This is a genomic window from Acetoanaerobium noterae (assembly GCF_900168025.1).
In the GTDB taxonomy this organism is placed as follows: Bacteria; Bacillota; Clostridia; order Peptostreptococcales; family Filifactoraceae; genus Acetoanaerobium; species Acetoanaerobium noterae.
Genome location: NZ_FUYN01000005.1, coordinates 59,451 through 83,358, shown reverse-complemented (window position 1 = coordinate 83,358; position 23,908 = coordinate 59,451). Strand labels below are relative to the sequence as shown.

Here is a 23,908-nt window from a genome sequence, read left to right as displayed (position 1 = left end):
ACCTCTAAAATCTAATAATCTCATCCTTGAGAACTAAACCATGAATTAATTTTTTCGGTGCTGTTTTCTCTGACGAAATAATATATGCTGATAGAATTAACTCTTTAGCTTCTTCATATTTACTCATATCATTGTGATGAACAACCGCCAAGCTTTCATCTAAATCTATCATATCTCCAATTTTTTTATTAAGGATTATTCCAGCACTTAAATCTATTTTCGATTCCTTTGTTTCTCTTCCTGCTCCTACTGCTAATGCTGCTCTTCCTATCATTTCTGCATTTATCCCTTTAATGTACCCTGATTTTATTGATTTAACCTCAGTTTTATAATCTGCTTGCTTAAATAAGCTATAATCATTAACAACCTTTGGATTTCCTCCTTGGTTTTCAATTAATTCTTCTAGCTTTCTTAAAGCTGAACCATTAGAAATCGAATTTTCAATCATTTTTTTTGCATCATCAATATTATCAGTTATTTCAGCTAAAATTAGCATATGAACACCTAAGTTAACACATAATTCATAAAAATCACTCGGTCCATTGCCTTTTAAAGTCTCAATTGCTTCTATAACCTCAAGTGAATTTCCAACTGCATTTCCAAGTGGCTGATCCATATCTGTTATTACAGCTAGTGTCCTTTTCCCCATTTCATTGCCTATATCAACCATTTCCTTTGCTAAAGAAAAGGATTCATGTAAGCTTTTCATAAAAGCTCCACTTCCTGTTTTTACATCAAGAACTATTGCATCTGCTCCAGATGCTAGTTTTTTACTCATAATACTGCTTGCAATTAACGAGATATTATCTACAGTCGCTGTTACATCTCTTAATGCATACAATTTTTTATCCGCAGGTGTGATTTTACCAGTTTGACCAGCTATAGCTATTTTAGACTCATTAACATTTCTAATAAAATCTTCTTTTTCTAAATCCGTAGATAAGCCTGGAATAGCTTCTAGTTTATCTAATGTTCCACCAGTATGTCCCAGTCCTCTTCCAGACATTTTTGCCAAAGGAGCCCCTAAACTAGCAATAATAGGTGCAAGTGCTATAGTAGTTTTGTCACCTACCCCACCAGTAGAATGCTTATCAACTTTAATTCCATTAATTTGATCTAAATTTATTCTTTCTCCAGAATTTATAATGGCTTGAGTTAGATATACCGTCTCAATTTTACTCATCTTTTGAAAATATATAGCCATTAGTAATGCTGACATTTGATAATCAGGAATCAAATCATTAGTGTAGCCATCAATTAGAAAATCTATTTCTGATTTAGTCAGCTCTAGTCCATCTCGTTTTTTTCTTATAATATCAATAGCTTTCATATAGCACCTCATTTATAAAAAGAATTATTTATTTTTAAAAAAATCCTTTATTTCAATATAAGATTGTTTATTATCAGCTTCTCTTAATAAAAAGTTTAAATTATCAATACCAAAAATTTCAGAAACAGTATTTATTGAAACACCATTTTTTATCAAATGTAGTGCAAAAGATTTCCTAAGTATTTTAGGATTTACTTTTGTTTCAATATTTTGATTTTCTGCATACTTTGCAATTATTTTCCATACGCTCTGCCTTGATAGCTTTTCTTTATTTTTATTTAAAAACAAATAATCTGTCTCTAAATTAATTTTTAATCTTTCATAGTTCAAATAGTTGATTAATGATGAGTTAATATCATTATCGAGAGAAAATGTTTTTTTTATTGAATTTCTATAAATACTAATAAGGTTAAGATTCAAATCAATATCATTCAGTTTCAGTTCTACTATTTCAGATGTTCTAAATCCTAATGTGTAAATTGTTTCAATAATAGCCTTATCTCTAAGCGAAATAGAATCATTAGGCGTATTGAGTAGGATATCAATTTCTTCTTCCGAAAGTATGTTATCACTAGATAATATGCTTTTTTTTTCAATTTTAATAGATTTTAAGTTTGAAAAAAACTTTATATCTTTGGCTATAAGACTATTTTGAGTTAAATAAAAATATGCTTTTTTTATTGAAGCTAATCTTCTTTTTTTAGTCGATTCACTAATTGAGGATTGATTAATAAATTCTCTTAGATAGTCAACCTTAAATAGCTCATCAAGCTCCACAGCCTCTGATATATCTAAATAATTTTTAAAATCAAAATAGTAAGCTAAAACAGTGTTTTTCTTAATATTTTGTTTAGATAGATAAAAATAGTACTCATCTAGCAGCTGATTAATATTAGAGAAGCTCATTTTGATTATCCTTTAACCAGTTTATTCCAATAATGGTTTTAGCATCTGAAATTTCATTTCTTTTAATCATATCTAGAGCTTCATTTAAGGATACTTCTAGCACATCAATCATTTCATCATCTTCAGGATTTGGCTCATTCTTTTCTTTTACCTTAGCAAAATAAATATAAATTCTCTCTGTAGAAAACCCTGGTGAAGTATAAAAAGATTGTATGAATTTAATGTCATGTGATATATACCCTGTTTCTTCATGAAGTTCTCTTTTTATACAATTTTTCGGATCTTCATTACTTTCTAGCTTCCCAGCTGGAAGTTCAATTGTATAATTTTCAATTGGTTTCCTAAACTGCCTTACCAATATTATTTTTTTAGATTCATTAATTGCAACAACACAAGCTCCCCCAGGATGGGTAACTATTTCTCGCTGAGAATATTTTTGATCCTTAATTTCAACTGTAGACACTTTAACTGTAATTACCTTTCCAGTATAAATATCTTTAGTCGAGACAGTTTTCTCTGGCATACTTTGCATTAGCTTCTCCTCCTAAGACAAACTCTGATGCAGATATACAAGCATCAAATAGATAAGGTTCATCCGTATAAGTCCTACCCATCGATTTTGGTTTAACTATAAATTCACTAACAATTTCATTGTAGTTATAGCCTTTAGTATTTATAATAGTATGTTTTAAATCTAACCCATTGTCTGCAAATTGATTATTTATAAAGCTGTCTTTATCTAAATCAGTAATACTGTACGGTATGATGCAGTGGGCATTTACAATATCTTTTAAAATTGTAATACTATGATGGCTAAGTCCTTTGTGTCTATCTCTAGAATCTGAAAAACTAATTCTAGGCAAAGCAACAGGTGTACCTCCAAGCTTCTCTATTGCATCTAAAATATAACCTTGCTCAATACCAGAAAAGCCATATTTTGTTCCTGTACCAACAATCCCTGGTCCCATACATATCATAATTATATCTGCTTTTAAAACTTCATATGCAAATACTATCCCAGAATATATATTAACAGCTTCATAATCTCCTCCAAATGCATTACCAACTGTAACCGTATAGTCAATTATCTTTTCAGACTTTAGTACTCTTATATTATTACTTAGCTGGATAGGTAATGCTGCTCCATCAGTCATTATATACACTGCTGTGGTATCCTTATTTGATAAATGTTTATAAGATTCAAAGAAAACTGATACTTGACTGTGAAGCGTTCCAACGACAACTGGAAATTTATTTAGCGTTTTAAATTTATCTACTTCTAAATGATAATCGCTATCTTGTTCTTCAACAGACAAGGTTTTAAATTGATATGGAGTGTATCTAAGCTTCATTATGTGCCCAGGAGCTTTGTCTAAAGCTTTGTTTTTGAGAGAATGATTAAACACTACAAAATCATAGCCTCCAGTACCTAGACTTAGTTCTACCGCTGTAGTATTTACTGTTATCTGATCTCCTATATTTACAATTCCCGTAAACATAGTATAATTAATAGCTTTTCTCACTCCAAAATCTGTTTTTACATTTATTTCTTGATAATCCTCGTATGATTTAATTATATCTACTACAATACCTTCGTTCCATGATATACTATTCATTTCTATCTTCCCATCATATCAATTTTGTTTAATAATTTGTTTTTTGCAATTATTTTTGAAAAGGACACTTTCTCTGCGAATATATGCATAACTATAAAGAAGACTACAAGAGCAATTTTATAATAAAATCCTAAATCAATTGCAAAGCATATTCCTAAAAATATACCAAGTAAATTTGAGCCCGTATCTCCAAGCATATACTTTGCAGTTAAATCTCCTTTTATATATATAAGACTTAAACATATAAATAATCCAAAATAGTACTGCGTATAAGATATAGATAAAAAGAATCCAATAATTGCAATTAATATAAACACTTTAGTAGCTCTGCCTGGCCTCAAATCCCACAAATTCATAAAATTAGTAAATAATGAAATTAGTAAAGTATTTATAATAATCTCTTGTAGGCTATTGGAAATGCTAAGAGATATATATAATGAAATGCCAAATCCTGCCAAAGCTTTCAGCATCCCTGTAGTAACTTTATTTTTAAAGAGCTGCTTTATATGTCCCTTTAATCCTTTGTTGGATTTATCTACTGTACTATCATCTAAATATCCTACAAAAGCCATCAATATACATCCTACCAAAATCAGATTTATGCCAGTATCGTTATAATATAATTGAAAAAACATAGAAAAAATAATTAACGATGGTATAAAGAAAAGTCCCATTCCAATGGGTATTTTTTCTCCCTTGAAATTTTCTTGGAGCATATTTGAATCAAATAGTATGTTATAAATTTGACTAAGAAAAAACTTTCCTGTCATCACTGCTATAACAAATCCTATAATAGCGTATTGCATAGTTCTCTCCTTATAAACCCTCTTTAATTAATTCTTAAGCGCTTTTTTTATAAGAATCAATATAATATGATAAAATTGTTTAAATCTATGGATAAAACCGGAAATATTTCTCCCTGTTTCATTGTGAGTCATTACAACAGGAACTTCTTTAATTGTAAAGCCCTTCTTTAAAATATCAATAGTCATTCCTACTTCGACTCCATAGCCAAACGGAATCTCTTCTATAATTTCAAGCACTTCTTTTTTAAAAAATCTTTGGCCAGATAACCCACTGTAAATTTCTTTTCCAGTAAAATATTTAATTCCTGAAAATGACAATCTCTTTACAAATCCAAATCCACCTTTTTTCTTTGCAGATGGGAACTGAGCAATAGTCACATCAATTTTGTCGTATAAAATGGGTTTTATTAGCTTCTCAGCTTCAGATGATGTTTCTCCAATATCTCCATCTAAAAAACCAATTATATCATAATTGCCAATTACTTTTTTTAGTCCAAAATTGAGAGCAAACCCTTTTCCTTTATTTGCTCCATAAGTAAGCAGGTTAACGTTTTTAAACTCTTGAACATATTTTACTGTATTATCAGTTGAACCATCATCTATTACAAATAGATCTATATCATAAGGTATATTCATTATTCCTTTTATTGTATTTCTAATTTGATTTTCCTCATTATACGCTGGAACTAACACTGCTATTTTCATAATTTCACCTTTTTTATTTATTTGTATGTTGGAAACAGTTTACTTGCAGTATCTTTTATACCATAGTTTCCATCTACCCCTGATAAAACCACAGATAAAGATATTCTTCCTATAGCTTGGTCAACATTATCAACAGTTGAAATTTTAAGATTTTTAAATTGTTCAATCGAAGAATAATTTGCATTTGATTCTTCTGCAAAAACTATTGGAATGTTTTTAGAAGAAATGCTTCTTGCTAAAGCTAAATCTACTTTTTCAACTTTTTCTTTACTTTCTTCAAGCTCTCCACCTAGTAAAACAACTTGATTGAATGGTTCTTGATTATTCGAAGTTGAAACTATCTTTAGTATCCCCAGCTGTTCAAGTTCAGCTAGTTTTAAACTGTTGTTCTCTGAAGTTAAGTTTATTATGTAATTAAAAAGCTTCTCAGTATCTAGACTGTCTTCAGTGAACAAATCTGGGTATTGAGCTATAGTTAAGCTATTAAAATTATTTGAATTAATAGTGAGGTAGGTATGAATATTTGCTCCGGATATAGCTGCCCACTGTGATATATCAGAAAAGAAATAATCACCTGTTGTTTGAATTATTAGAAGGTTCTTATCAACTAATCTATCTTTAATTAAATCTTCATAGTAAGAATTTACAAACTCATTATAAATTTCTATAGATTTATCCTTTTCTACTAATTGATTGTTCATTTCGTCATTTTTTACTCTAAGCTCATTAAGTTTCTTATCCATATCATCTACTAATTTTATTTGCTGTTGAGTAAATATTTCTGAATTATTGAGATTAAAGCCTATCATTATACCTATGCCTAGTGAAAAAAACACTGCCGCAATAGTTACAATAAAATATTTTATATTGATAAACATATTTTATCCTCCATTAAAAATTCAATAAAATTTTAAGCTGTATTTCCAACAGTTTTATTATCTGCTGCATAGGCTGAGACAGATATATAAGAATCAATATTGGAAACATAGCTGCTATAAAAAGCCACCAAACGTATTTTAGTTTTAAACTGCCCTTATAAAGCAAACTAACCCCTTTTGCGTCAATTAATTTATATCCTATTTTAAGTCTAACTAGGAATGTACTTGACATCCCCTTTCTGCCTTTTTCTAAGAAATCAATTATATTTGAATGGGTACCTACAGCAACAATCAGCTCTGCATTATTTTCATATGCTATTAGCATTGCAATATCTTCACTTGTTCCAGGCGAAGGAAGTACAACCGATTCTAATCCAAGTTCTTCAATTCTAGAAAGACCAGGAGCCCTTCCATCAGGATAAGCATGGACAACTATTTCCTTTGACTTTTTTAAACATTCATCACTAATACTATCCATATCACCAACAACTAAGTCAGGGATTAACCCAAACTCCAGTAGAGCATCTGCTCCACCATCTACTCCAACTAATATCGGAGAAACTTCGTCTATGTAAGATCTTATTGTAGATAAATCCTCTTTGTAATTTTGCCCTCTTACTACAATTAATACATGCTTATTATTAAACTTCGTTTTGAGTGGTGGAATAACTACATCACCTAATATCATTCCTTTTTCTTTTTTTGCATATTCTATAGTATTATCTATAAATTTTTCAAGCTCCTCTGAAATATTTTCATATGCAAATTTTATCAAATTCTCAACTTTTTCTTTATCAATTATCAATCCGTTACAAATCTTTTCTTCATCCTTAAAAATATTCCCATCTTCATCAATCTCGATTAAATCACCCTCATCAAGCCTATCCATCAAATCAAAGTCAACATCTATAATAAATATTCCATTATCTAAAAGAATACTAGGTCCTTTGTTAGGGTATTTTCCGCTAATTGAAGGAGATTGATTTATTATTGCTTTAATTTTAGAATTTACAAGCGAGTTTGCCGCTATTTCATCTAAGTCTTTGTGGTCAATTATAGCAATTTCACCAGGCTTTATTCTTTTTGCTAAATCTTTAGTTCTCTTATCTTTAGCTATATTTCCTTTAAACAACATATGTATTGCCTCCAATAAACTATGCATATATTAATTGCATTCAAAGCTTATTATATCACATTACTCCATAGAAAAAATAACAAATAAAACTCCTATTAAGGAGTTTATATAAGTAATTCAATTTAATTCTATCATTTCTTTTGCATACTTATAGGAAGTAGTAGAAGTATCATCTCCACTAATCATCTTTGCTATTTCAGATATTCTCTCGTCCTTGCTTAGCTGAGTAATAAATGAATGTGTTTTATCGCCACTTTCTAATTTCTGTACTGCAAAATGATAATCTCCTTTTGCAGCAATTTGAGGCAAATGTGTAATACAAATGATTTGTCTATGTTTTGATATTTCTTTTAGCTTTTCTCCCACTACCTTGGCAGCTTTTCCGCTAATTCCAGTATCAATTTCATCAAATACAATAGTTGAAATATTATCAAATGTTGCACTCACCTTTTTCAGCGCAAGCATGAATCTAGATATTTCTCCTCCTGATGCAATTTTGTTAAAAGGTTTTAGGTCTTCTCCCTTATTGAATGATATCAAAAAAGAAATTGAATCTCTTCCATTTATTCCAAATTCAGTTGTATTCTCAAGTTTGATATCAAATTTTGAATTTATCATATCGAGTGATATTAGCTCATCAACAATGGCGCTTTTAAGCTCTGAAATTCCAATTAAACGCTTTTGAGATATTTTTTTTGAATAATTCTCAAGATCTATTTCAAGAGATGAAATTTCATTTTTAAGATTAATAATATTTGAGTCAATATTTTCTAAATAATTTTTTCTATTATACATTTCACCAAGATAATCAAATACCGAATCGATATCCTTGCCATATTTTAAAAGAATTTTATTAATGTCACTGTAACGTTGCTTTAAATCTGCAAGTTTTCCATAATCATAACTGAATTTGTCTAGATTGTCCCTAATCGTAAGTGTAATATCCTCAAGCTTATAATATACTTCGTTAAAACCTTCATACCAGTTATTAATGAGTTCATCAGACTTAGAAAACTTACTTAAAGAATTTTTAAATAAATCTATCTTTTTGAGTATGTTATCAGAATTTGAATAAGAATCATTATAAATATTATTTATAAGCAAAGAAATTTCCTCTGAATGTTCTAATAAATTTATTTTAGATTCAAGGCCTTCAAATTCCCCTTTATTTAATTTTGCCTCTTCAATTTCTTTTATTTGATATTTTATAATATCTAGCTCTCTTAGCATAAATGCGTTATCATAAGTAGTTAAAATTTGGCTAAGCTCTTCTTGCTTTAGTCTATATGACAAAAAAATTTTTTTATAAGAATTATAAACATCGTCAGATTTTAAGCTAATAAAATCATCCAATATATTGAGCTGAGACTCTTTTGTCAATATCTCGGAAAATTCATTTTGACTATGAATTGTTATCATAAGTGAAGTAATTAGACTTAAAAAGCTCCTAGTAACTAATTTGCCATTTAGTCTACAAGTGCTTTTTCCATCTTCATAAATCTCTCTCCTTAGAATAATCATATCTTCATCTAAATCGATACCCTCTTCGATTAAAAGACTTTTTATAGCATCTTTATTATTTGATTCTAAATAAAAAATAGCTTCAATGGTCGTCTTTGATTTGTTTTTTCGAATAAATGATTTATCAGCTCTCTTTCCTAGTGCGAAAAGCAGTGCATCTATGACTATTGATTTTCCTGCACCAGTTTCACCAGTAAAAATATTAAAGCCTTCAAAAAAATTTATTTTAGAATAATCTATTAATGCAAAGTCTTTTATACATAGCTCTTTTAACATGAATAGTCTCCTAATTAAAGAAGTTTTCCAAATCTTTCAACAAAGCCTGGAATATCTTCTCTATTTTTCATTAATACAAACACTGTATCTGTTCCACCTATTGTCCCTAAAATTTCTTTTTCTTCTAGCGAATCAATTACTTTAGCAACTAAATTCCCCGCTCCATCAACAGTTTTTAGGCAAATTATATTTTCTGAGTAGTCAATAGATAATAATACTTCTTTAACAAATCTAACTAACTTATCAAATGAGTTTTTATCCGATTCTCTTAGTGATGCATATTTGTATTCTCCATTTCCTCCTAGAACCTTAACAAGTTTTAGTTCTTTGATGTCCCTTGATATAGTAGCTTGGGTAACTTGAATACCTGCTTTTCCTAATTCAAAAACTAGTTCATCTTGAGTGTCAATTTCATTATTTTCAATAATCTCAAGTATTTTTGCATGTCTTTGTTGTTTCAAATTGCTCCCCCCTTTATTTTTATTGTAATTATAGTAATTGGTTATGCGCCATACCTACTACATCATCAATATCAATATCCTTATTATTTTCACAATTAGCATTAAAATGTACTAAAAACTCAATATTTCCTTTAGGTCCAGTAATAGGTGAATAAGCTAGATTTTGCGCTTCAAGCCCTATCCCTTGAGCGAACATCAATATTTCTTGTATGACTCTTTTATGGACTGAAGCTTCTTTTACTACTCCATTTTTTTTAACCTCTTCTCTTCCTGCTTCAAACTGGGGTTTTATTAAAGCTATAATATCAAATTGTTCTTTTGATATTATCTTCACTAATACAGGTAGAATTATTTTTAACGAAATAAAAGATACATCTATACTTGCAAAATTAACATTTTCATTTTCAAATAAATTTGTGTCTATATATCTGAAATTGGTCCTTTCCATACAAACTACTCTAGAGTCGTTTCTAAGCTTCCAATCCAGCTGACCATAGCCTACATCAATCGAATAAACTTTTTGCGCTCCATTTTGAAGCATACAATCCGTAAATCCTCCAGTTGAAGCACCTATATCTATGCACACCTTGTTTTTTAAGTCGATGTCAAAATCAGCAATAGCTTTTTCAAGCTTTAATCCACCTCTGCTTACATACTTCAATGCTTCAGATTTTAGATTTATATTTGCATCTTCATCTATTAAAGTTCCAGCCTTATCACAAACTAAATTATTTACATATACATTTCCAGCCATTATATTTCGCTTTGCTTTTTCTCTAGTCAAACATATATTTTTTTCAACTAATAATATATCTAATCTTTTTTTCATGAAATTTCCTCATAACCTTCATTATATCTTATGCACTCAATTATATTTTTGTGTATAGTATTATTGTCTAATCCATATTTTGATAGCAATATTTCAGTGTTCCCATGTTCAATAAACTCATCTGGTAATGAAAAAGACTTAAATTTTCCTATATATCCACTATCGAAAAGCTTTTGTTTTAACTTTGAGCTAAAACCACCTGAATAAACATGATCTTCAAGTGAAAATATATAGTCCATCGTTTCTGATAATTTTTGAATACTTAAATCATCCATCGGCTTTATGCATCTAGCATTTACTACAGCAATTTTAATTCCTAATAAAGCCATGCTTTCTCTTATTTTTATAGCAGTTTCTACCATTTTACCAATAGCCACAATTGCTATTTTGGGTTCTTCATAAATCCATTCCCACTTCATTAATCTTGAATCTCTAACATGGCTACTCAGATTCACAGCTTTGCCTCTTGGATATCTTATAGCAAGAGGATGATTATATGAATGCGAAAACTCTATCATATCTTGAAGCTCTACTAAATCTCGAGGCGACATAATTGTGAGATTAGGTATAGTCGAAAGAAAACCAATATCAAAAACCCCATGATGAGTTTCTCCATCTTCTCCCACTAATCCTGCTCTATCAATCAATAATGTAACAGGCAAATCTTGCAAAGCCACATCGTGTAAAATTTGATCATAGGCCCTTTGCAAAAATGTCGAATAAACTACAAAATATGGCTTTATCCCAGAGGTTGCTAGTCCAGCAGCCAAAGTCACAGCATGCTCTTCAGCAATCCCTACATCAATCACTCGTTTAGAATGTTTTTCAAATAATATATCAAGTCCAGTCCCACTAATCATAGCCGCTGTAATAGCAACGCTTTTTGAATCTCTTTCAAAAATACTATTTAGTGTATTTCCTGCTACACTTGAATATGTAAGCTGAGAACTTGAGATTACTCCCTTTGCTATATCAAATTTGCTTACACCATGATAGTCACTTGGATTATCTTGTGCATATTTATACCCTTTTCCTTTCGTAGTTAAAACATGAAGAATTTTAGGTCCTTCTATATTATTTAACTCCTTCAAAGCATGTACAATTGATTTATAATCATGTCCATCTACTGGACCAAAATATTTTATACCCATTTCCTCAAAGAAAGCTCCTGGCATTACCATATGCTTCAAGCTATCTTTAATCCTCACTGCAGCATTTGTAGCCTTTACTCCAACAACAGGTACAGAGCTAATAAAATTAATCATGTTTTTAGAGAATTTTCTATAAGCTTTTGTCATTCTTATATTGTAAAGAGAATTTGATAATCCTCCAACATTCTCACATATAGACATATCATTATCATTTAAAATAACTAACATATCAGTATTTGTACTGCCAAGATGGTTTAGCCCCTCTAAAGCTAGCCCGCCTGTTAGCGCTCCATCCCCTATTACTGAAACTACTTTAAATTTATCTTTACAAAAATCTCTTCCTAGTGCAATTCCAAGTCCAGCTGAAATAGAGGTAGAACTGTGGCCAGTTTCAAAACAATCGTGTACACTTTCTTTTCTTTTAGGAAATCCACTTAGACCCTCATATTGCCTTAAGGTTGAGAATTTTTCTTTTCTACCAGTAAGTAGCTTATGGACATATGATTGGTGCCCTACATCAAATACTATCTTATCTTTAGTTGTATCATATACACTGTGAAGAGCAAGCGTTAGTTCAACTACACCTAAGTTAGATGCTAAATGTCCACCTGTTTTTGAAACAGATTTTATCAAAAATTTGCGTATTTCTTTTGCTAGCTCATCCATTTCAATTAAAGATAATCTCTTTAAATCACTAGGTTTATTTATATTATCAAGATATTTATACATAGTTACTCTCTCTTTCATAACTTTTAAATTAAACTACTAAATGTGCAATCAAAATCCCTAAAATAGCCCCTGCAAAGACTTCTATCGGTGTATGTCCAATCAGTTCTTTCAATCTTTCTTCATTTAGAGGATCTTTTCTATGTTTTTGAAAATCATCAATAATTGCATTTAGTATTTGAGCTTGTTTTCCTACTGATCGTCTTACTCCCGCAGCATCATACATTACTACAAGTGCAAGGACTAGCGAAAGTGCAAACTCAGAAGATTCGTATCCAGAAACTAAACCTACTGCAGTTGCTAAGCTAGTAACAAATGAAGTATGAGAACTAGGCATACCTCCTGACCCAACAAATCTAGAAGCATCGAATCTGTTTTCAAAAAAATAGGTGAGTACAACCTTAATCAATTGAGCTATAAACCAAGCTAAAAAACAAGCTATAAAAACTTGATTATGAATTATTCCATTAAAAAAATTCAAGATTTACCTCCTATTTTTTTCTACAAATTATATAATCCGCTAATTCTACGAAAAATGCTTTTTCTCTAGGTTCAAATACATTTAAGCTTTCAATAGCATTTGTTATAGTATTTTTAGCATATTCCTTCGATTTCTCTAATCCAAAATATTTAGGATAGGTTGCTTTATCATTTAGCTCATCACTGCCAATTTTTTTCCCTAATTCGGCTTCATTTCCTTCTATATCAAGTATGTCATCAGTAATTTGAAATGCTAAGCCAATATATTTCGCATAAGTCTTTAGAGCAGCTATCCTTGTATCATCTGCGTCTGACATGACGGCTGCTGCAACAATTGAGGCTTCAATTAAAGCACCTGTTTTATTGCTGTGTATAAATTTCATTGTGTCAATATCAATACTTTTTCCTTCAGACTCTATATCAACCGCTTGACCTGCAATCATTCCATTAATCCCTGCAGCTTTTGAAATTATATTTATCCCATTTATATTATTCTTAGTCAATTTTTTTGATACAAAAGCTATCATAATTTCATGAGCTAAATTTAAAAGCCCATCTCCAGCTAATATGGCAGTAGCTTCGCCAAATACCACATGATTCGTCGGCTTTCCTCTTCGGAGCGAATCATTATCCATGGCTGGCAAATCATCGTGAATCAAGGAGTAGGTGTGAATCATCTCTATAGCACATGCTATTTCTATAAAATCAAAAGGATTTTTATTTAATAATTTTATAGTTTCCAAAAATAGAATTGGTCTTAACCTTTTTCCACCTGCTTGTACACTATATTTCATTGATTCAATTAATTTTTTTTCGTAAATAACATTTATAGATAAAAGTTCATCCATATACTTTTCTACAATTTGCTTATCAAATTCCATTAATTCCTTGAAATTCATGTCTTAGATGCCTCCATCACAATTATCGTCATTAAGTACTTTAATTTTTAACTCTGCACTATTTATTATATCATGACATTGCTTATATATTCGAATACCTTCTTCATATTTTTTTAGACTTTCTTCAAGATTGAGGGAGTTACTTTCTAATTCCTTGGTTATAGTTTCCAACTGTTTCATTAAACTTTCTAAGGAGTCCTTATTTTTTTTCATTTTTTCTATCCTCATTTCTTACTGATATGATTTTTGCTGTAGCTATTCCATCGCTAAGTTTTATATTTACAATATCATCAGCTGAAATCTGATTAATAGTAGTTATTATAGCTTTATCCTTATCGATAATAGCATAGCCTTTGTTTATTATTTCTATAGGATTTAAACTACTCAGCTTGTCTCCAAATTTTTCAATTGAATTTTTTTCTTTATTAACCAATTTATATATTGAATAATCTAGTCTAATTTTCATATTAAATAAATCTTTCCTATTATTGGCAAGTTTATAACTAAAATTTGATTTTTCAAGAATAGAAACAATATTCCCTAAATTAATTTTATGAAACTCAAGCTTTCTGTTTAGAGAGTAGTCTATCTTTTCCTTTAATTGCATTATATAGGTTTCAATATGATTTATATCCGGTAGAAAGTTCTCTATTGCTGAAGATGGTGTTGATGCTCTAGCATCAGCTACAAAATCTGAGATTACAAAATCTATTTCGTGTCCAATTGCAGAAATAATTGGCTTTTTTGATTCAAAAATACTTTTTGCTATCATTTCATTATTAAAGATACTCAATTCATCATAAGACCCTCCGCCTCGCGTCAAAATGATCAACTCAATATCTTCTATATTATTTAACATATTTATACCTTCAACTATATTTATTACAGCTTCTTGTCCTTGCATTTTTGCATTATGTATTACTATTTCAATTATTGGATATCTCTTTTGTGCCAATTTAATAATATCTTTTATTGCTGCTCCTGAAATAGAAGTTACTATACCTATTTTTTGAGGATGTTTGGGAAGTGGCTTTTTATTTGATTTATCAAAATAGCCTTTTTCCTCTAACGCTTTTTTTATTTTCTCAAATTCCAGATAAGAATCTCCTAATCCAATCGAATTAAATTTCTTCACAATTATTGAGTATGTTCCATTTTTTTCATAAATATTTAACTTTCCCTCAACCACTAATTTATCTCCATCTGAAATTGTAACTTTATTTTCAGAAAAATAAATGCAATTAATTTTTGAATTTTCGTCCTTCAAAGAAAAAAATATATATCCATATTGTGTCTGTTTTAAATTAAATACCTCTCCAGATACTGAAAAATTATGCAGGAGAGGATTAGAATTTATTATTTTAGATATATAATTGTTTAATTCAGTAACTGACAAAGTTTTAATTTTCATTGTAATTTCCTTTCATATATTCATTCGCTGCAAAGGCGCAACCTAATGCATTATCACTTGAGATATAACTAGGAGCAAAATGAATAGTTGTGTTAATGAAAGTATCATTGTTTAAAATATATTCTCTTAAAACTTTACTAGATGCTACACCACCAAAAAAAATAATGCTACTGTCTATGTAACAATTCATTTTTTTTATGCCTTGAACTAAAGTTTCTCCTATTATATCTATTGCTAGCTTAGAAATTACTTCTTTACTATAGATATCAATATATTTTTTTAATTTAGTTTCTATCCCTGAAAAATGAAATCCATATTCTTTAAGACTTATATTTAAATTAATTCTCTTTTTTATCTCAGATAGCTCTTTTACATTTGACACCTTCGAGGCTAAGTCATCTATATATTTACCACCTGGAAATGAATATCCCATAGAAACGGCAAGTCTATCAAGAAGCTGCCCAGCGCTTATGTCCATTGTAGCAGAAATAATATCCGTGGAGTATTTATAATCATGTTTACTGCATTTAAGTATCTCGGTAGTTCCACCCGATAAGTGAACTCCAAAAAAATTATCTTGATTTAAATTCAAATGATTGTAAACCGCAGAAATATGATTTTCTTGATGAGAGTAAGGAATATATTTCGCTCCTACCAAATTGGCAATTAGAAGGCCTATGGAATCACTAACCATAAAAACAGGCATATAGGAGCCTTCTAAATCTCTAGGCTTTTGAGATGCGCATACAGCCAAAATTTCTATATTTTGTTTATCTACAATAGTTGTAAAATTTTTTATATGCTTAAATATAGCATCAGATTGTCTAAGCCCTTTTTCCCCAGCTTTAACATCAAGCAAAATAGTTTTATTAAAAATTATATTTTTATTCATATCAACTGCAGCAATTGAGGTGCTATAACAACTTGTATCCAAACCTAAATAAACTTTAGTTTTCATTTTTGACAATTTTCCCCAAAAGTCCATTGACAAATTTATATGAATTTTCATCTCCGTATTTCTTTGCTAAATCTATTGCTTCATTAATGGAAACCTTATCTGGTATATCACTAAGATATAAAATTTCCGTGATTGCAACTCTTAAAATGCTTAAATCCACTTTAGCAATTCTCTTGATATCCCATGAAGTGCTAGATTTCTGAATTATATCATCAATATTATCTCTATTTAATAAGAAGCTATCAAACACTTCCTTCAGGTAGTTATCCTTTAAAGCAATTAATTCATTTTCTGCCAAAAAATTTTTATAAAACTTATGTTCAAAAGTCTTTTGAATATCCATTTCATAAAACAGCTTTACAGCCGCTTCCCTAAGCTCTTTTCTTTTCATTTTTCCTCCTATATTATCAAATAGAAAATACCCTCAATATAGAGGGTTGTTTATTTTGTTTCTATATTTTTTTCATGCTTAGTTGTAACCCCTTGTATATACACATTTACCAATGTTACTTCTAGTCCAGTCATAGTTTCAACTGTTGTCTTTACATTGTCCTGAATTTTTTTTGCAATTTCTGGTATCACACTTCCGTATTCAACGTGTACAAATACATCTATCTCTGCTTTATCTTCAGCCACTTGGACTTTTACACCTTTTGAATGATTTTTTTTGCCTAAAATTTCGCTAATATTTCCAGTGATGCTCCCACTCATTTGCGCTACGCCCTCAACTTCTGTTGCAGCTAAACTTGCTATTATTGATATAACATCTTCAGATATTTTTACTTGACCAATATTTTTACTATTCATATTTTATACCTCCAAAAATGTTCTTAAAAATACATTATCTATATTTTAAATTATATCATTGTTTACGTGTTTTTTTGCATAATCTTTTATAGTAGTCAAAGAATTACTCTCATGAAATTTTACTGCTTGCTTAATAGCATTCTTTATAGCCTTAGCTTTTGAACTTCCATGAGCTTTTATTATTATTCCATCTATTCCTAAAAGCGGAACACCGCCTTGTTCATCCGCATCTAACTCTTTCTTCATATTATACAAGGATTTTTTTAGCATCAAAGCTGCAAACTTTGTTTTAATATTTTCAAACATAACTTTTTTTAACATGTCAAAGAATCTTGATGCAATTCCTTCAGTCAGTTTTATAATTATATTACCTGTAAATCCATCACAAACAATGACATCTACATTAGAAGTTGGTATTTCTCTAGCTTCAATGTTACCAACAAAATTATAATCGGCGTTTGCTTTCATTAATTCAAAAGCAGTTTTATATAGTTCGTTGCCTTTTCCTTCTTCTGAGCCTATGTTTACTAATGCTACCTTAGGATTTTTTCTTCCGAGTATATTTTGAGCATAAATAGAACCCATCATTGCAAATTCATCTAAATTTTTAGGTTTACAATCTGCATTTGCTCCTACGTCCATAATCAAGCTTCCGCCATTTTCGTTTGGAAAAACTCCTGTTAGTGCTGGTCTATCAATACCTTTTATTCTCCCAACTACAAACAACCCTCCAGCTAATATTGCTCCAGTACTGCCTGCTGAAACAAAAGCATCTACTTCATTATTTTTAAGCATATTAAGTCCAACTACAATGGATGATTTTTTTTTCGTTCTAACTGCTTTTACAGGTTTTTCATCAAAGGTGATAGTTTCATCACAATGAACTACAGTCATTTTTGAGCTTAAAGCTTCATCCTTAGGCATAATTTCCAGAATTTGAGCTGAATCTCCAAGTAAAATTATCTCAACATTAAGCTCTTTAATCGCTTCTATCGCACCATCAATATTTGATTTTGGAGCATTATCTCCACCCATGACATCCAACGCAATTTTCATACCATTATCACTCCTTTTTATGCAAAATAATTTTCCCTTTTAGAATATAATCTACTTTTAAGAGAAAAATAAGATCCTTTTATATCAAGCAATGCAATCTATTATGGTAAAAAAAAAGCATGTAGTTTTCTACATGCCTCTTTTATTTAGCTACTACTTCTTTTCCTTTGTAATGTCCACATTCCGGACATACTCTATGAGATAATTTTGGTTCATGACACTGAGGACATTCAACTAGACCATTTGCTGTTATCTGCATATTTGCTGCTCTTCTTGAACGAGTAGCTGACTTAGCCGTTTTTCTCTTTGGTACTGCCATTTAGTGCACCTCCTTCATTATTTTTTTAAAAGATCCTTTAGTATTTGCATTCTCGGATCTATATTCTCATCCATAATGTTACAACTGCAAGTCGTGGTATTTAGATCCGCTCCACAATTCTTGCAAAGGCCTTTGCAGTCAGATTTACATAACAACTTAGAAGGAGCGTAATCTATTAGAGCCATATCTAAAATATGTTCCAAATCAAGCATATCTTCTTGCGTTAAAATTACATCTTCATCTTCTTGCATAATTTCATCGTTGGAAAGTACTCCACTGATAGAAACAGAGTGGTGAACTATCATGTCTTTTAAACATCTAGAACAATTCTCTTTTATAAATACACTGATATTAAAATCAGCATAAACTTCAGAAGAATCTTTATATATTTTTCCAACTATATGAGGAAACTCTGAAAATTGAAAATCGATATATCCCAAATCTCTTTTTAAGATTGGAAGTGTAGTATCTATTTCTTTATTTCTTTGAGAACTCATTCTAAAATCTTTTATTGATATCATAACCATTCACCTCAATAATCAACAAGGCTTATTATACAAATTCATTGCAAATTTGTCAAGTAAAATTACTTGATAGAAGCAGGTGACAAAAGCCCCCTGCTTCAAAATTAAAATCATATTAGATTGATTTTACTATTTCTAAAGTGTCTCTAGCTATCATTAATTCTTCATTTGTAGGAACTACTAAAACAGATATTTTTGATGAAGGCTTAGAAACTACTTTTTCTTCTCCACGCATATCGTTTTCTTTAGCATCTATTTCTATACCAATGCCTTCCATTCCACCACAAATCGCTAATCTAGCAGAAGATGAATTTTCTCCTAATCCTGCAGTGAAAACTATAGCATCAACACTTCCCATTTCTGCCATATAAGCTCCAATATATTTTTTAACTTTTTTATAATAAGTTTCTAGTGCTATTTTAGCATTTTCATTTCCCTTTTCTGCTTCTGTTTCAACATCTCTAAAATCAGAGCTTACTTTTGAAATTCCTAAAACACCAGATTTTTTATTCATTACATCATTGATTTGTGCTGTGCTTAAATTTTCTTTTTCCATCAGGAAAGTAACCATCGCCGGGTCAATATCTCCACATCTAGTACCCATGATAAGTCCTTCAAGCGGTGTAAAGCCCATAGAAGTATCTACTGAGTGGCCTTTTTCAACTGCTGTAACACTTGCTCCATTTCCTAGGTGGCAAGTAATTATATTGATATCTTCAAGTTTCTTATTTAAGATTTCTGCAGTCTTTTGAGCTACATATTTATGAGATGTTCCGTGGAAACCGTATCTTCTAACTTTATATTTTTCATAATACTCATATGGTAATCCATATAGATATGAAGACTTTGGCATAGTTTGGTGGAAAGCTGTATCAAAAACTGCAACCATAGGTACATTAGGAAGAATTTCTTGACAAGCATTTATACCGATTAAATTCGGTGGGTTATGTAGTGGTGCTAATTCAATACAATCTTCAATTGCTTTTTTAACATGCTCATCAATTAGAGCTGAATGTGAGAAAGCTTCTCCGCCGTGAACAACTCTGTGTCCAACTGCTGATATTTCTTTTAAATCTTTGATTGCGCCGTGTTCTGAATTCATAAGTGCTTCTAAAACTAATTGTAAGGCAATCTTATGGTCATGCATAGGTTGTTCAATTGATACTTTGTCTTTTCCTGTAGTTTGGTGCTTTAATATAGATCCTTCAATACCAATTCTTTCAACTAGCCCTTTTGCTAATACTTCTTCAGATGTCATATCAATAAATTGATACTTTAATGAAGAACTACCGCAGTTAATAACAAGTACATTCATGCTTCTTCCCCCTATTTTTTTTATTATATTATAACATAATTATTCATCAATATTTTTTGGCGGGAGTATGTAGGAATCGAACCTACCTAAGAGGCTCCTAACCCCTCAAACTGGTTTTGAAGACCAGAGGACACACCAGCACCCATCTACTCCCATTCAAACACTATTGAATTATATCATATTTTTATCAAATTTAAATAGAAAATTTTAATTTTAGCTATTTTTATTAAAAATAGTTTGAGAATATAGATTCATTGGAAGCTTTATAGTAAATATACTGCCTATATTTTCTATACTTTTTATGTCGATTTCACCCTGATGCATATCAATAATTTTTTTAGTAATATATAAGCCTAGACCACTTCCTCCAGTAGTTCTACTTCTATCTTTTTTTACTCTATAAAATCTCTCAAAAATCCTATTTATTTCACTTTGAGATATTCCAATTCCTTCATCTCTAACGCTTATACATGCTCTGTTTCTTTCTTGATATAAGGTTACTTCTATCTTGGAATCGTTCTCACTATACTTAATAGCATTCTCAATTATATTGGAAACTGCTCTATCTATTTTCGTTGGGTCAATATAAATCTGCAAATTAGAAAGAGCTACAAACTCTATCGTTATATTTTTTTTAAATGCTATAGGCTGTAATCGTTTAACTATGCTTTCACATAAATAATTGAGATATGAGAGCCTTAGTTTAACTATATAGCTGTTAGGATCTAAATCAACAGACTGCATCATATCAGTTATTATATTATCCATCCTATCAATTTCGTTTACGATATCCGAAAAAAATTCCTTATAAATATCCACTTCATCATTTTGAGAGTATTGTATGCTCTGAGATAATATCTTTATAGTGCTAAGTGGCGTTCTAAGTTCGTGAGATATATCATAAATAAAGGAATCTTTCTGCTTTTCCAAGGTTTCAACTCTTGCTGATATCATGTTAAGCTGAGTATCCATTTCTGTATGCTTGTTTTCATCCAAAGATTTTTTTTCATATCTTCCATTTGCAATATTTGACATTACACTTAGCAAATCATTTAAATATATCCTATTAATAAAATAATTGTATGAAGTGAGCGAAAGAAACAGTATAACTATAAAAATTATCGCTGAATACATCAACTGCTTTTGGCTAGTAAATGTATACAATAAATACAAAGTTAATATATAAGATAGTACTATATTGATGATTATGCTATTCTTTTTTAAATTGGAAATAATATCCTTCACCCCATTTTGTCATAATATGAACGGGATTCGAGGAGTTATCTTCTATTTTTTCTCTTAATTTTCTAATATGCACATCAACTGTTCTCAAATCCCCAAAATGTTCATACTTCCATACCTTCTCGAGCAATGCCTCTCTCGAAAAAACCTTATTAGGATTATCCATTAATAAAAACAACAAATCAAATTCCTTCGAGGTCAAATTTATTTCCTCAGAGTTTCTAGTTACTTTTCTGTCTAAATAGTTTATAGTAATATCCCCTAAATGTTTTTGAGCAACTATTTTTTTCGATTTTTCCATTCTCCTCAGTATTGCATTAACTCTAGCCTTTAACTCCATTATGTTAAATGGTTTTGTTATATAGTCGTCTGCACCTATTTCTAGACCTTTGATTTTGCTAATGTCTTCTCCTTTAGCGCTTAAAATTATGATTGGAACATCAGAGGTTTCTCTGACTTTTTTGCATACTTCAAATCCATCTATAATTGGTAGCATCAAATCCAAAAGTATAATGTCGTAATCCTTTGATTTAATATTTTCAAGCGCATCATTTCCATCAAATGATGTATCAATTATATGACCTTCTTGTTCAAGTGAAAACTTCAGCCCTTTTACTATCAAAGGCTCATCGTCAACGACAAGGATATTTGCCATGAACTCACCTCTTAGTTTCTATCATATGATATTCTAACTTCACCGCTTCGCTTTGTGAATTTTATTCTATCAAAATATTCCATTATCGCTATTAAATATTTCCTGCTTAATTCTGTCTCATCTTTTAAATTCTTTATACTTACTTCTCCATTTTTATCTAAATATTTTTTAACTATACTCTGATATTCTTCAATAAGTAGCTTGTCATAAAACAAATCATCACTTAGTTTAACTAGTGATCTACCAATAAGGTAATGAATCATTTCAAGACTTTCTAAACTATTGCCAATAATCTTATCTGTTTGCAAAGGTGTTTTATTATTAATATAGTAGCTCTCAATTTCATTTTTTAATGCAAGCGCTTTATCATCAAAGCAAACTTCAAAGCCGTAACTTGAAACATATTGATCATTCATACTAACTATACTTTTGCTCTCCAGAAAGTTCATTAGAGCATCGAATTCTTTAGGCTTTAATTTAAATGTTATTTTAGTTCTTAACTCTTCTTTACTAGCTCCAGCTCTAAATGGGAATTTGCTGTGATAATACTTAAGTTGTTTTTGAATTTGGCCAACTATATTATCTAAGCCTTTTGTATCTATAAGAAGACCAGCAACTTCTATGAGCTCTTCATTTTCAAGCATCAAATCAATTTCATTTGCTATCTTGGATGCTTCGTCTCCTAACTCTTTAATTAATATTTCCTTATTAACTAATACTGTTTTACTTTGAATTAATTGTAATATTCTATCTGAAAGTGTCCCTTTTTCCTTCAAGCTGAGTTTTTCAACTATATTCAAAGTATTAATAGTGTGCTTCTCAGGATCAGAATCTAAAATTATGCCTCCTCCAATAGTTTCAAGAGGAGAATAGAATCTTAATATTATATGGTCCTTTTCCTTACAAGAGACTTCCTCTTCTAACCTTAATTGAACATACCCCGATTTTCCTTTTGCAAGTATATCAGATTCTAAAGGAACAACTCTAGCTAGAATTTCTCTAGCTCCATGATAAACTCTGACTCTGTCCCAATGTTCTAAATCCTTTGATATATCATTTAGCATAGTAAGTTTTGCATCTAGCATCATTGAAACAGAAAGATTTGGATTAGAAGATAAAATATCTCCTCTTTGTACATCGTCTAAAGAAATATTACTTAGATTCACTGCTACTCTTTGTCCAGCATAAGCAATATCTGTTTTTTGAGAATGCACTTGCAAACCTCTTACTCTACTTTCAATTTTTTTAGGATAAAGATATACCAAATCATCAACTCTTAAAATACCTTCAATTAAAGTCCCTGTTACTACACTTCCAAAACCTTTAATAGAAAAAATTCTATCTACAAACAATCTAGGTGCAACATTCAAATTTTTAGGCTCAAATTCTTCAGTTAGCTTATCTATTTTGCTAATTAATAAATCAATTCCTCTTTTCGATATAGAATCAACTGGAATTATTTCCGCATCTTCTAAAAATGATGATTTTACATGAGCCCTTAAATCCTCTTTTACCATTTCTAAAAATTCATCATCTACTTTGTCAGCTTTAGTTAATACTATTATTCCTTTTTTTATTCCAATCAAATTTAATATATCTAGGTGTTCCTTAGTTTGAGGCATAACACCTTCTTCAGCAGATACTACAAGCAGGATGATATCCATGCCTGCAACCCCAGCTAACATATTTTTTAAAAATTTTTCATGACCTGGTACATCAATTATTCCAGCAGTTTTATTAGGATTAATTTTAAAGCTTGTAAAACCTAGGTCTATAGAAATCCCTCGCTTTTTTTCTTCTTTGAGTCTATCGGTATCTACTCCAGTCAAAGCTTTTATTAAAGTTGTTTTTCCATGGTCTATATGTCCCGCTGTTCCAATTATTATATTATTCATTTTTATA

26 protein-coding genes and 1 tRNA gene are annotated in these 23,908 nt (G+C 30.3%); all 27 read right to left on the bottom strand.

Annotated elements, in window-relative coordinates; genetic code table 11:
- Positions 1-4: 4 nt before the first annotated feature.
- Entirely contained in the window at positions 5-1,330 is a 1,326-nt protein-coding gene (locus B5X47_RS10110) for a pyrimidine-nucleoside phosphorylase (RefSeq protein WP_079590035.1), read from the bottom strand.
- Between the two features lie 24 nt (positions 1,331-1,354).
- The gene (locus B5X47_RS10105; protein ID WP_079590034.1) at positions 1,355-2,236 is read right to left on the bottom strand and encodes a tyrosine-type recombinase/integrase; all 882 of its coding nucleotides are present in this window, start codon (positions 2,234-2,236) and stop codon (positions 1,355-1,357) included.
- Complete coding sequence (locus B5X47_RS10100; protein ID WP_242951041.1) at positions 2,223-2,768, bottom strand: NUDIX hydrolase; 546 nt, start codon at positions 2,766-2,768, stop codon at positions 2,223-2,225. Before B5X47_RS10100 ends, B5X47_RS10105 begins: the two co-directional genes overlap by 14 nt.
- Positions 2,734-3,852 carry a DUF3866 family protein gene (locus B5X47_RS10095; protein WP_079590033.1) on the bottom strand — a complete coding sequence of 373 codons (1,119 nt, stop codon included), beginning with the start codon at positions 3,850-3,852 and terminating at the stop codon, positions 2,734-2,736. Before B5X47_RS10095 ends, B5X47_RS10100 begins: the two co-directional genes overlap by 35 nt.
- Before the next feature lie 2 nt (positions 3,853-3,854).
- Positions 3,855-4,658: an MraY family glycosyltransferase gene (locus tag B5X47_RS10090; RefSeq protein WP_079590032.1), complete on the bottom strand. Its 804-nt coding sequence runs from the start codon at positions 4,656-4,658 to the stop codon at positions 3,855-3,857.
- 27 nt (positions 4,659-4,685) lie between these two features.
- Positions 4,686-5,363, bottom strand: coding sequence for a glycosyltransferase family 2 protein (locus B5X47_RS10085; protein ID WP_079590031.1), 678 nt, complete (start codon positions 5,361-5,363; stop codon positions 4,686-4,688).
- 17 nt (positions 5,364-5,380) lie between these two features.
- The gene (locus B5X47_RS10080; RefSeq protein WP_079590030.1) at positions 5,381-6,241 is read right to left on the bottom strand and encodes a copper transporter; all 861 of its coding nucleotides are present in this window, start codon (positions 6,239-6,241) and stop codon (positions 5,381-5,383) included.
- Positions 6,242-6,254: 13 nt separating this feature from the next.
- The gene (gene steA, locus B5X47_RS10075) at positions 6,255-7,376 is read right to left on the bottom strand and encodes a putative cytokinetic ring protein SteA (protein ID WP_079590029.1); all 1,122 of its coding nucleotides are present in this window, start codon (positions 7,374-7,376) and stop codon (positions 6,255-6,257) included.
- Between the two features lie 117 nt (positions 7,377-7,493).
- Positions 7,494-9,173: a DNA repair protein RecN gene (gene recN, locus B5X47_RS10070; RefSeq protein ID WP_079590028.1), complete on the bottom strand. Its 1,680-nt coding sequence runs from the start codon at positions 9,171-9,173 to the stop codon at positions 7,494-7,496.
- Positions 9,174-9,187: 14 nt separating this feature from the next.
- The gene (gene argR, locus B5X47_RS10065) at positions 9,188-9,634 is read right to left on the bottom strand and encodes an arginine repressor (protein ID WP_079590027.1); all 447 of its coding nucleotides are present in this window, start codon (positions 9,632-9,634) and stop codon (positions 9,188-9,190) included.
- A 28-nt stretch (positions 9,635-9,662) separates the two neighbouring features.
- Entirely contained in the window at positions 9,663-10,463 is an 801-nt protein-coding gene (locus tag B5X47_RS10060) for a TlyA family RNA methyltransferase (RefSeq protein ID WP_079590026.1), read from the bottom strand.
- Complete coding sequence (dxs, locus tag B5X47_RS10055) at positions 10,460-12,343, bottom strand: 1-deoxy-D-xylulose-5-phosphate synthase (protein ID WP_079590025.1); 1,884 nt, start codon at positions 12,341-12,343, stop codon at positions 10,460-10,462. The genes B5X47_RS10060 and dxs overlap by 4 nt, the downstream gene beginning before the upstream one ends.
- 28 nt (positions 12,344-12,371) lie before the next feature.
- On the bottom strand, positions 12,372-12,821 hold the full coding sequence (locus tag B5X47_RS10050) for a divergent PAP2 family protein (protein WP_013361557.1): 450 nt from the start codon (positions 12,819-12,821) through the stop codon (positions 12,372-12,374).
- Positions 12,822-12,831: 10 nt separating this feature from the next.
- Positions 12,832-13,719, bottom strand: a complete 888-nt coding sequence (locus tag B5X47_RS10045) for a polyprenyl synthetase family protein (protein WP_079590024.1) — start codon at positions 13,717-13,719, stop codon at positions 12,832-12,834.
- 3 nt (positions 13,720-13,722) lie between these two features.
- On the bottom strand, positions 13,723-13,932 hold the full coding sequence (gene xseB, locus B5X47_RS10040; RefSeq protein WP_013361559.1) for an exodeoxyribonuclease VII small subunit: 210 nt from the start codon (positions 13,930-13,932) through the stop codon (positions 13,723-13,725).
- The gene (gene xseA, locus B5X47_RS10035) at positions 13,919-15,130 is read right to left on the bottom strand and encodes an exodeoxyribonuclease VII large subunit (RefSeq protein ID WP_079590022.1); all 1,212 of its coding nucleotides are present in this window, start codon (positions 15,128-15,130) and stop codon (positions 13,919-13,921) included. The genes xseB and xseA overlap by 14 nt, the downstream gene beginning before the upstream one ends.
- Entirely contained in the window at positions 15,120-16,088 is a 969-nt protein-coding gene (locus B5X47_RS10030; RefSeq protein ID WP_159446459.1) for a tRNA (adenosine(37)-N6)-threonylcarbamoyltransferase complex transferase subunit TsaD, read from the bottom strand. Before B5X47_RS10030 ends, xseA begins: the two co-directional genes overlap by 11 nt.
- Positions 16,078-16,479, bottom strand: coding sequence for a transcription antitermination factor NusB (gene nusB / locus B5X47_RS10025; RefSeq protein WP_079590020.1), 402 nt, complete (start codon positions 16,477-16,479; stop codon positions 16,078-16,080). Before nusB ends, B5X47_RS10030 begins: the two co-directional genes overlap by 11 nt.
- Before the next feature lie 50 nt (positions 16,480-16,529).
- On the bottom strand, positions 16,530-16,895 hold the full coding sequence (locus tag B5X47_RS10020) for an Asp23/Gls24 family envelope stress response protein (protein WP_079590019.1): 366 nt from the start codon (positions 16,893-16,895) through the stop codon (positions 16,530-16,532).
- A 45-nt stretch (positions 16,896-16,940) separates the two neighbouring features.
- A complete protein-coding gene (gene plsX / locus B5X47_RS10015; protein ID WP_079590018.1) occupies positions 16,941-17,951 on the bottom strand; it encodes a phosphate acyltransferase PlsX in 1,011 nt (336 codons plus the stop codon).
- Between the two features lie 142 nt (positions 17,952-18,093).
- Positions 18,094-18,270 (bottom strand): 50S ribosomal protein L32, encoded by a 177-nt coding sequence (gene rpmF / locus B5X47_RS10010; RefSeq protein WP_013361565.1) that lies wholly within the window; start codon positions 18,268-18,270, stop codon positions 18,094-18,096.
- Positions 18,271-18,287: 17 nt separating this feature from the next.
- The gene (locus tag B5X47_RS10005) at positions 18,288-18,791 is read right to left on the bottom strand and encodes a YceD family protein (RefSeq protein WP_159446458.1); all 504 of its coding nucleotides are present in this window, start codon (positions 18,789-18,791) and stop codon (positions 18,288-18,290) included.
- Positions 18,792-18,909: 118 nt separating this feature from the next.
- Entirely contained in the window at positions 18,910-20,109 is a 1,200-nt protein-coding gene (locus tag B5X47_RS10000) for an acetate/propionate family kinase (RefSeq protein ID WP_079590015.1), read from the bottom strand.
- A 57-nt stretch (positions 20,110-20,166) separates the two neighbouring features.
- Positions 20,167-20,263, bottom strand: a tRNA-Sec gene (locus B5X47_RS09995).
- 59 nt (positions 20,264-20,322) lie between these two features.
- Positions 20,323-21,144: a sensor histidine kinase gene (locus B5X47_RS09990; protein ID WP_159446457.1), complete on the bottom strand. Its 822-nt coding sequence runs from the start codon at positions 21,142-21,144 to the stop codon at positions 20,323-20,325.
- Between the two features lie 175 nt (positions 21,145-21,319).
- Entirely contained in the window at positions 21,320-22,006 is a 687-nt protein-coding gene (locus B5X47_RS09985; protein ID WP_079590012.1) for a response regulator transcription factor, read from the bottom strand.
- 11 nt (positions 22,007-22,017) lie between these two features.
- Complete coding sequence (gene selB, locus B5X47_RS09980; protein WP_079590011.1) at positions 22,018-23,901, bottom strand: selenocysteine-specific translation elongation factor; 1,884 nt, start codon at positions 23,899-23,901, stop codon at positions 22,018-22,020.
- Between the last annotated feature and the right edge of the window lie 7 nt (positions 23,902-23,908).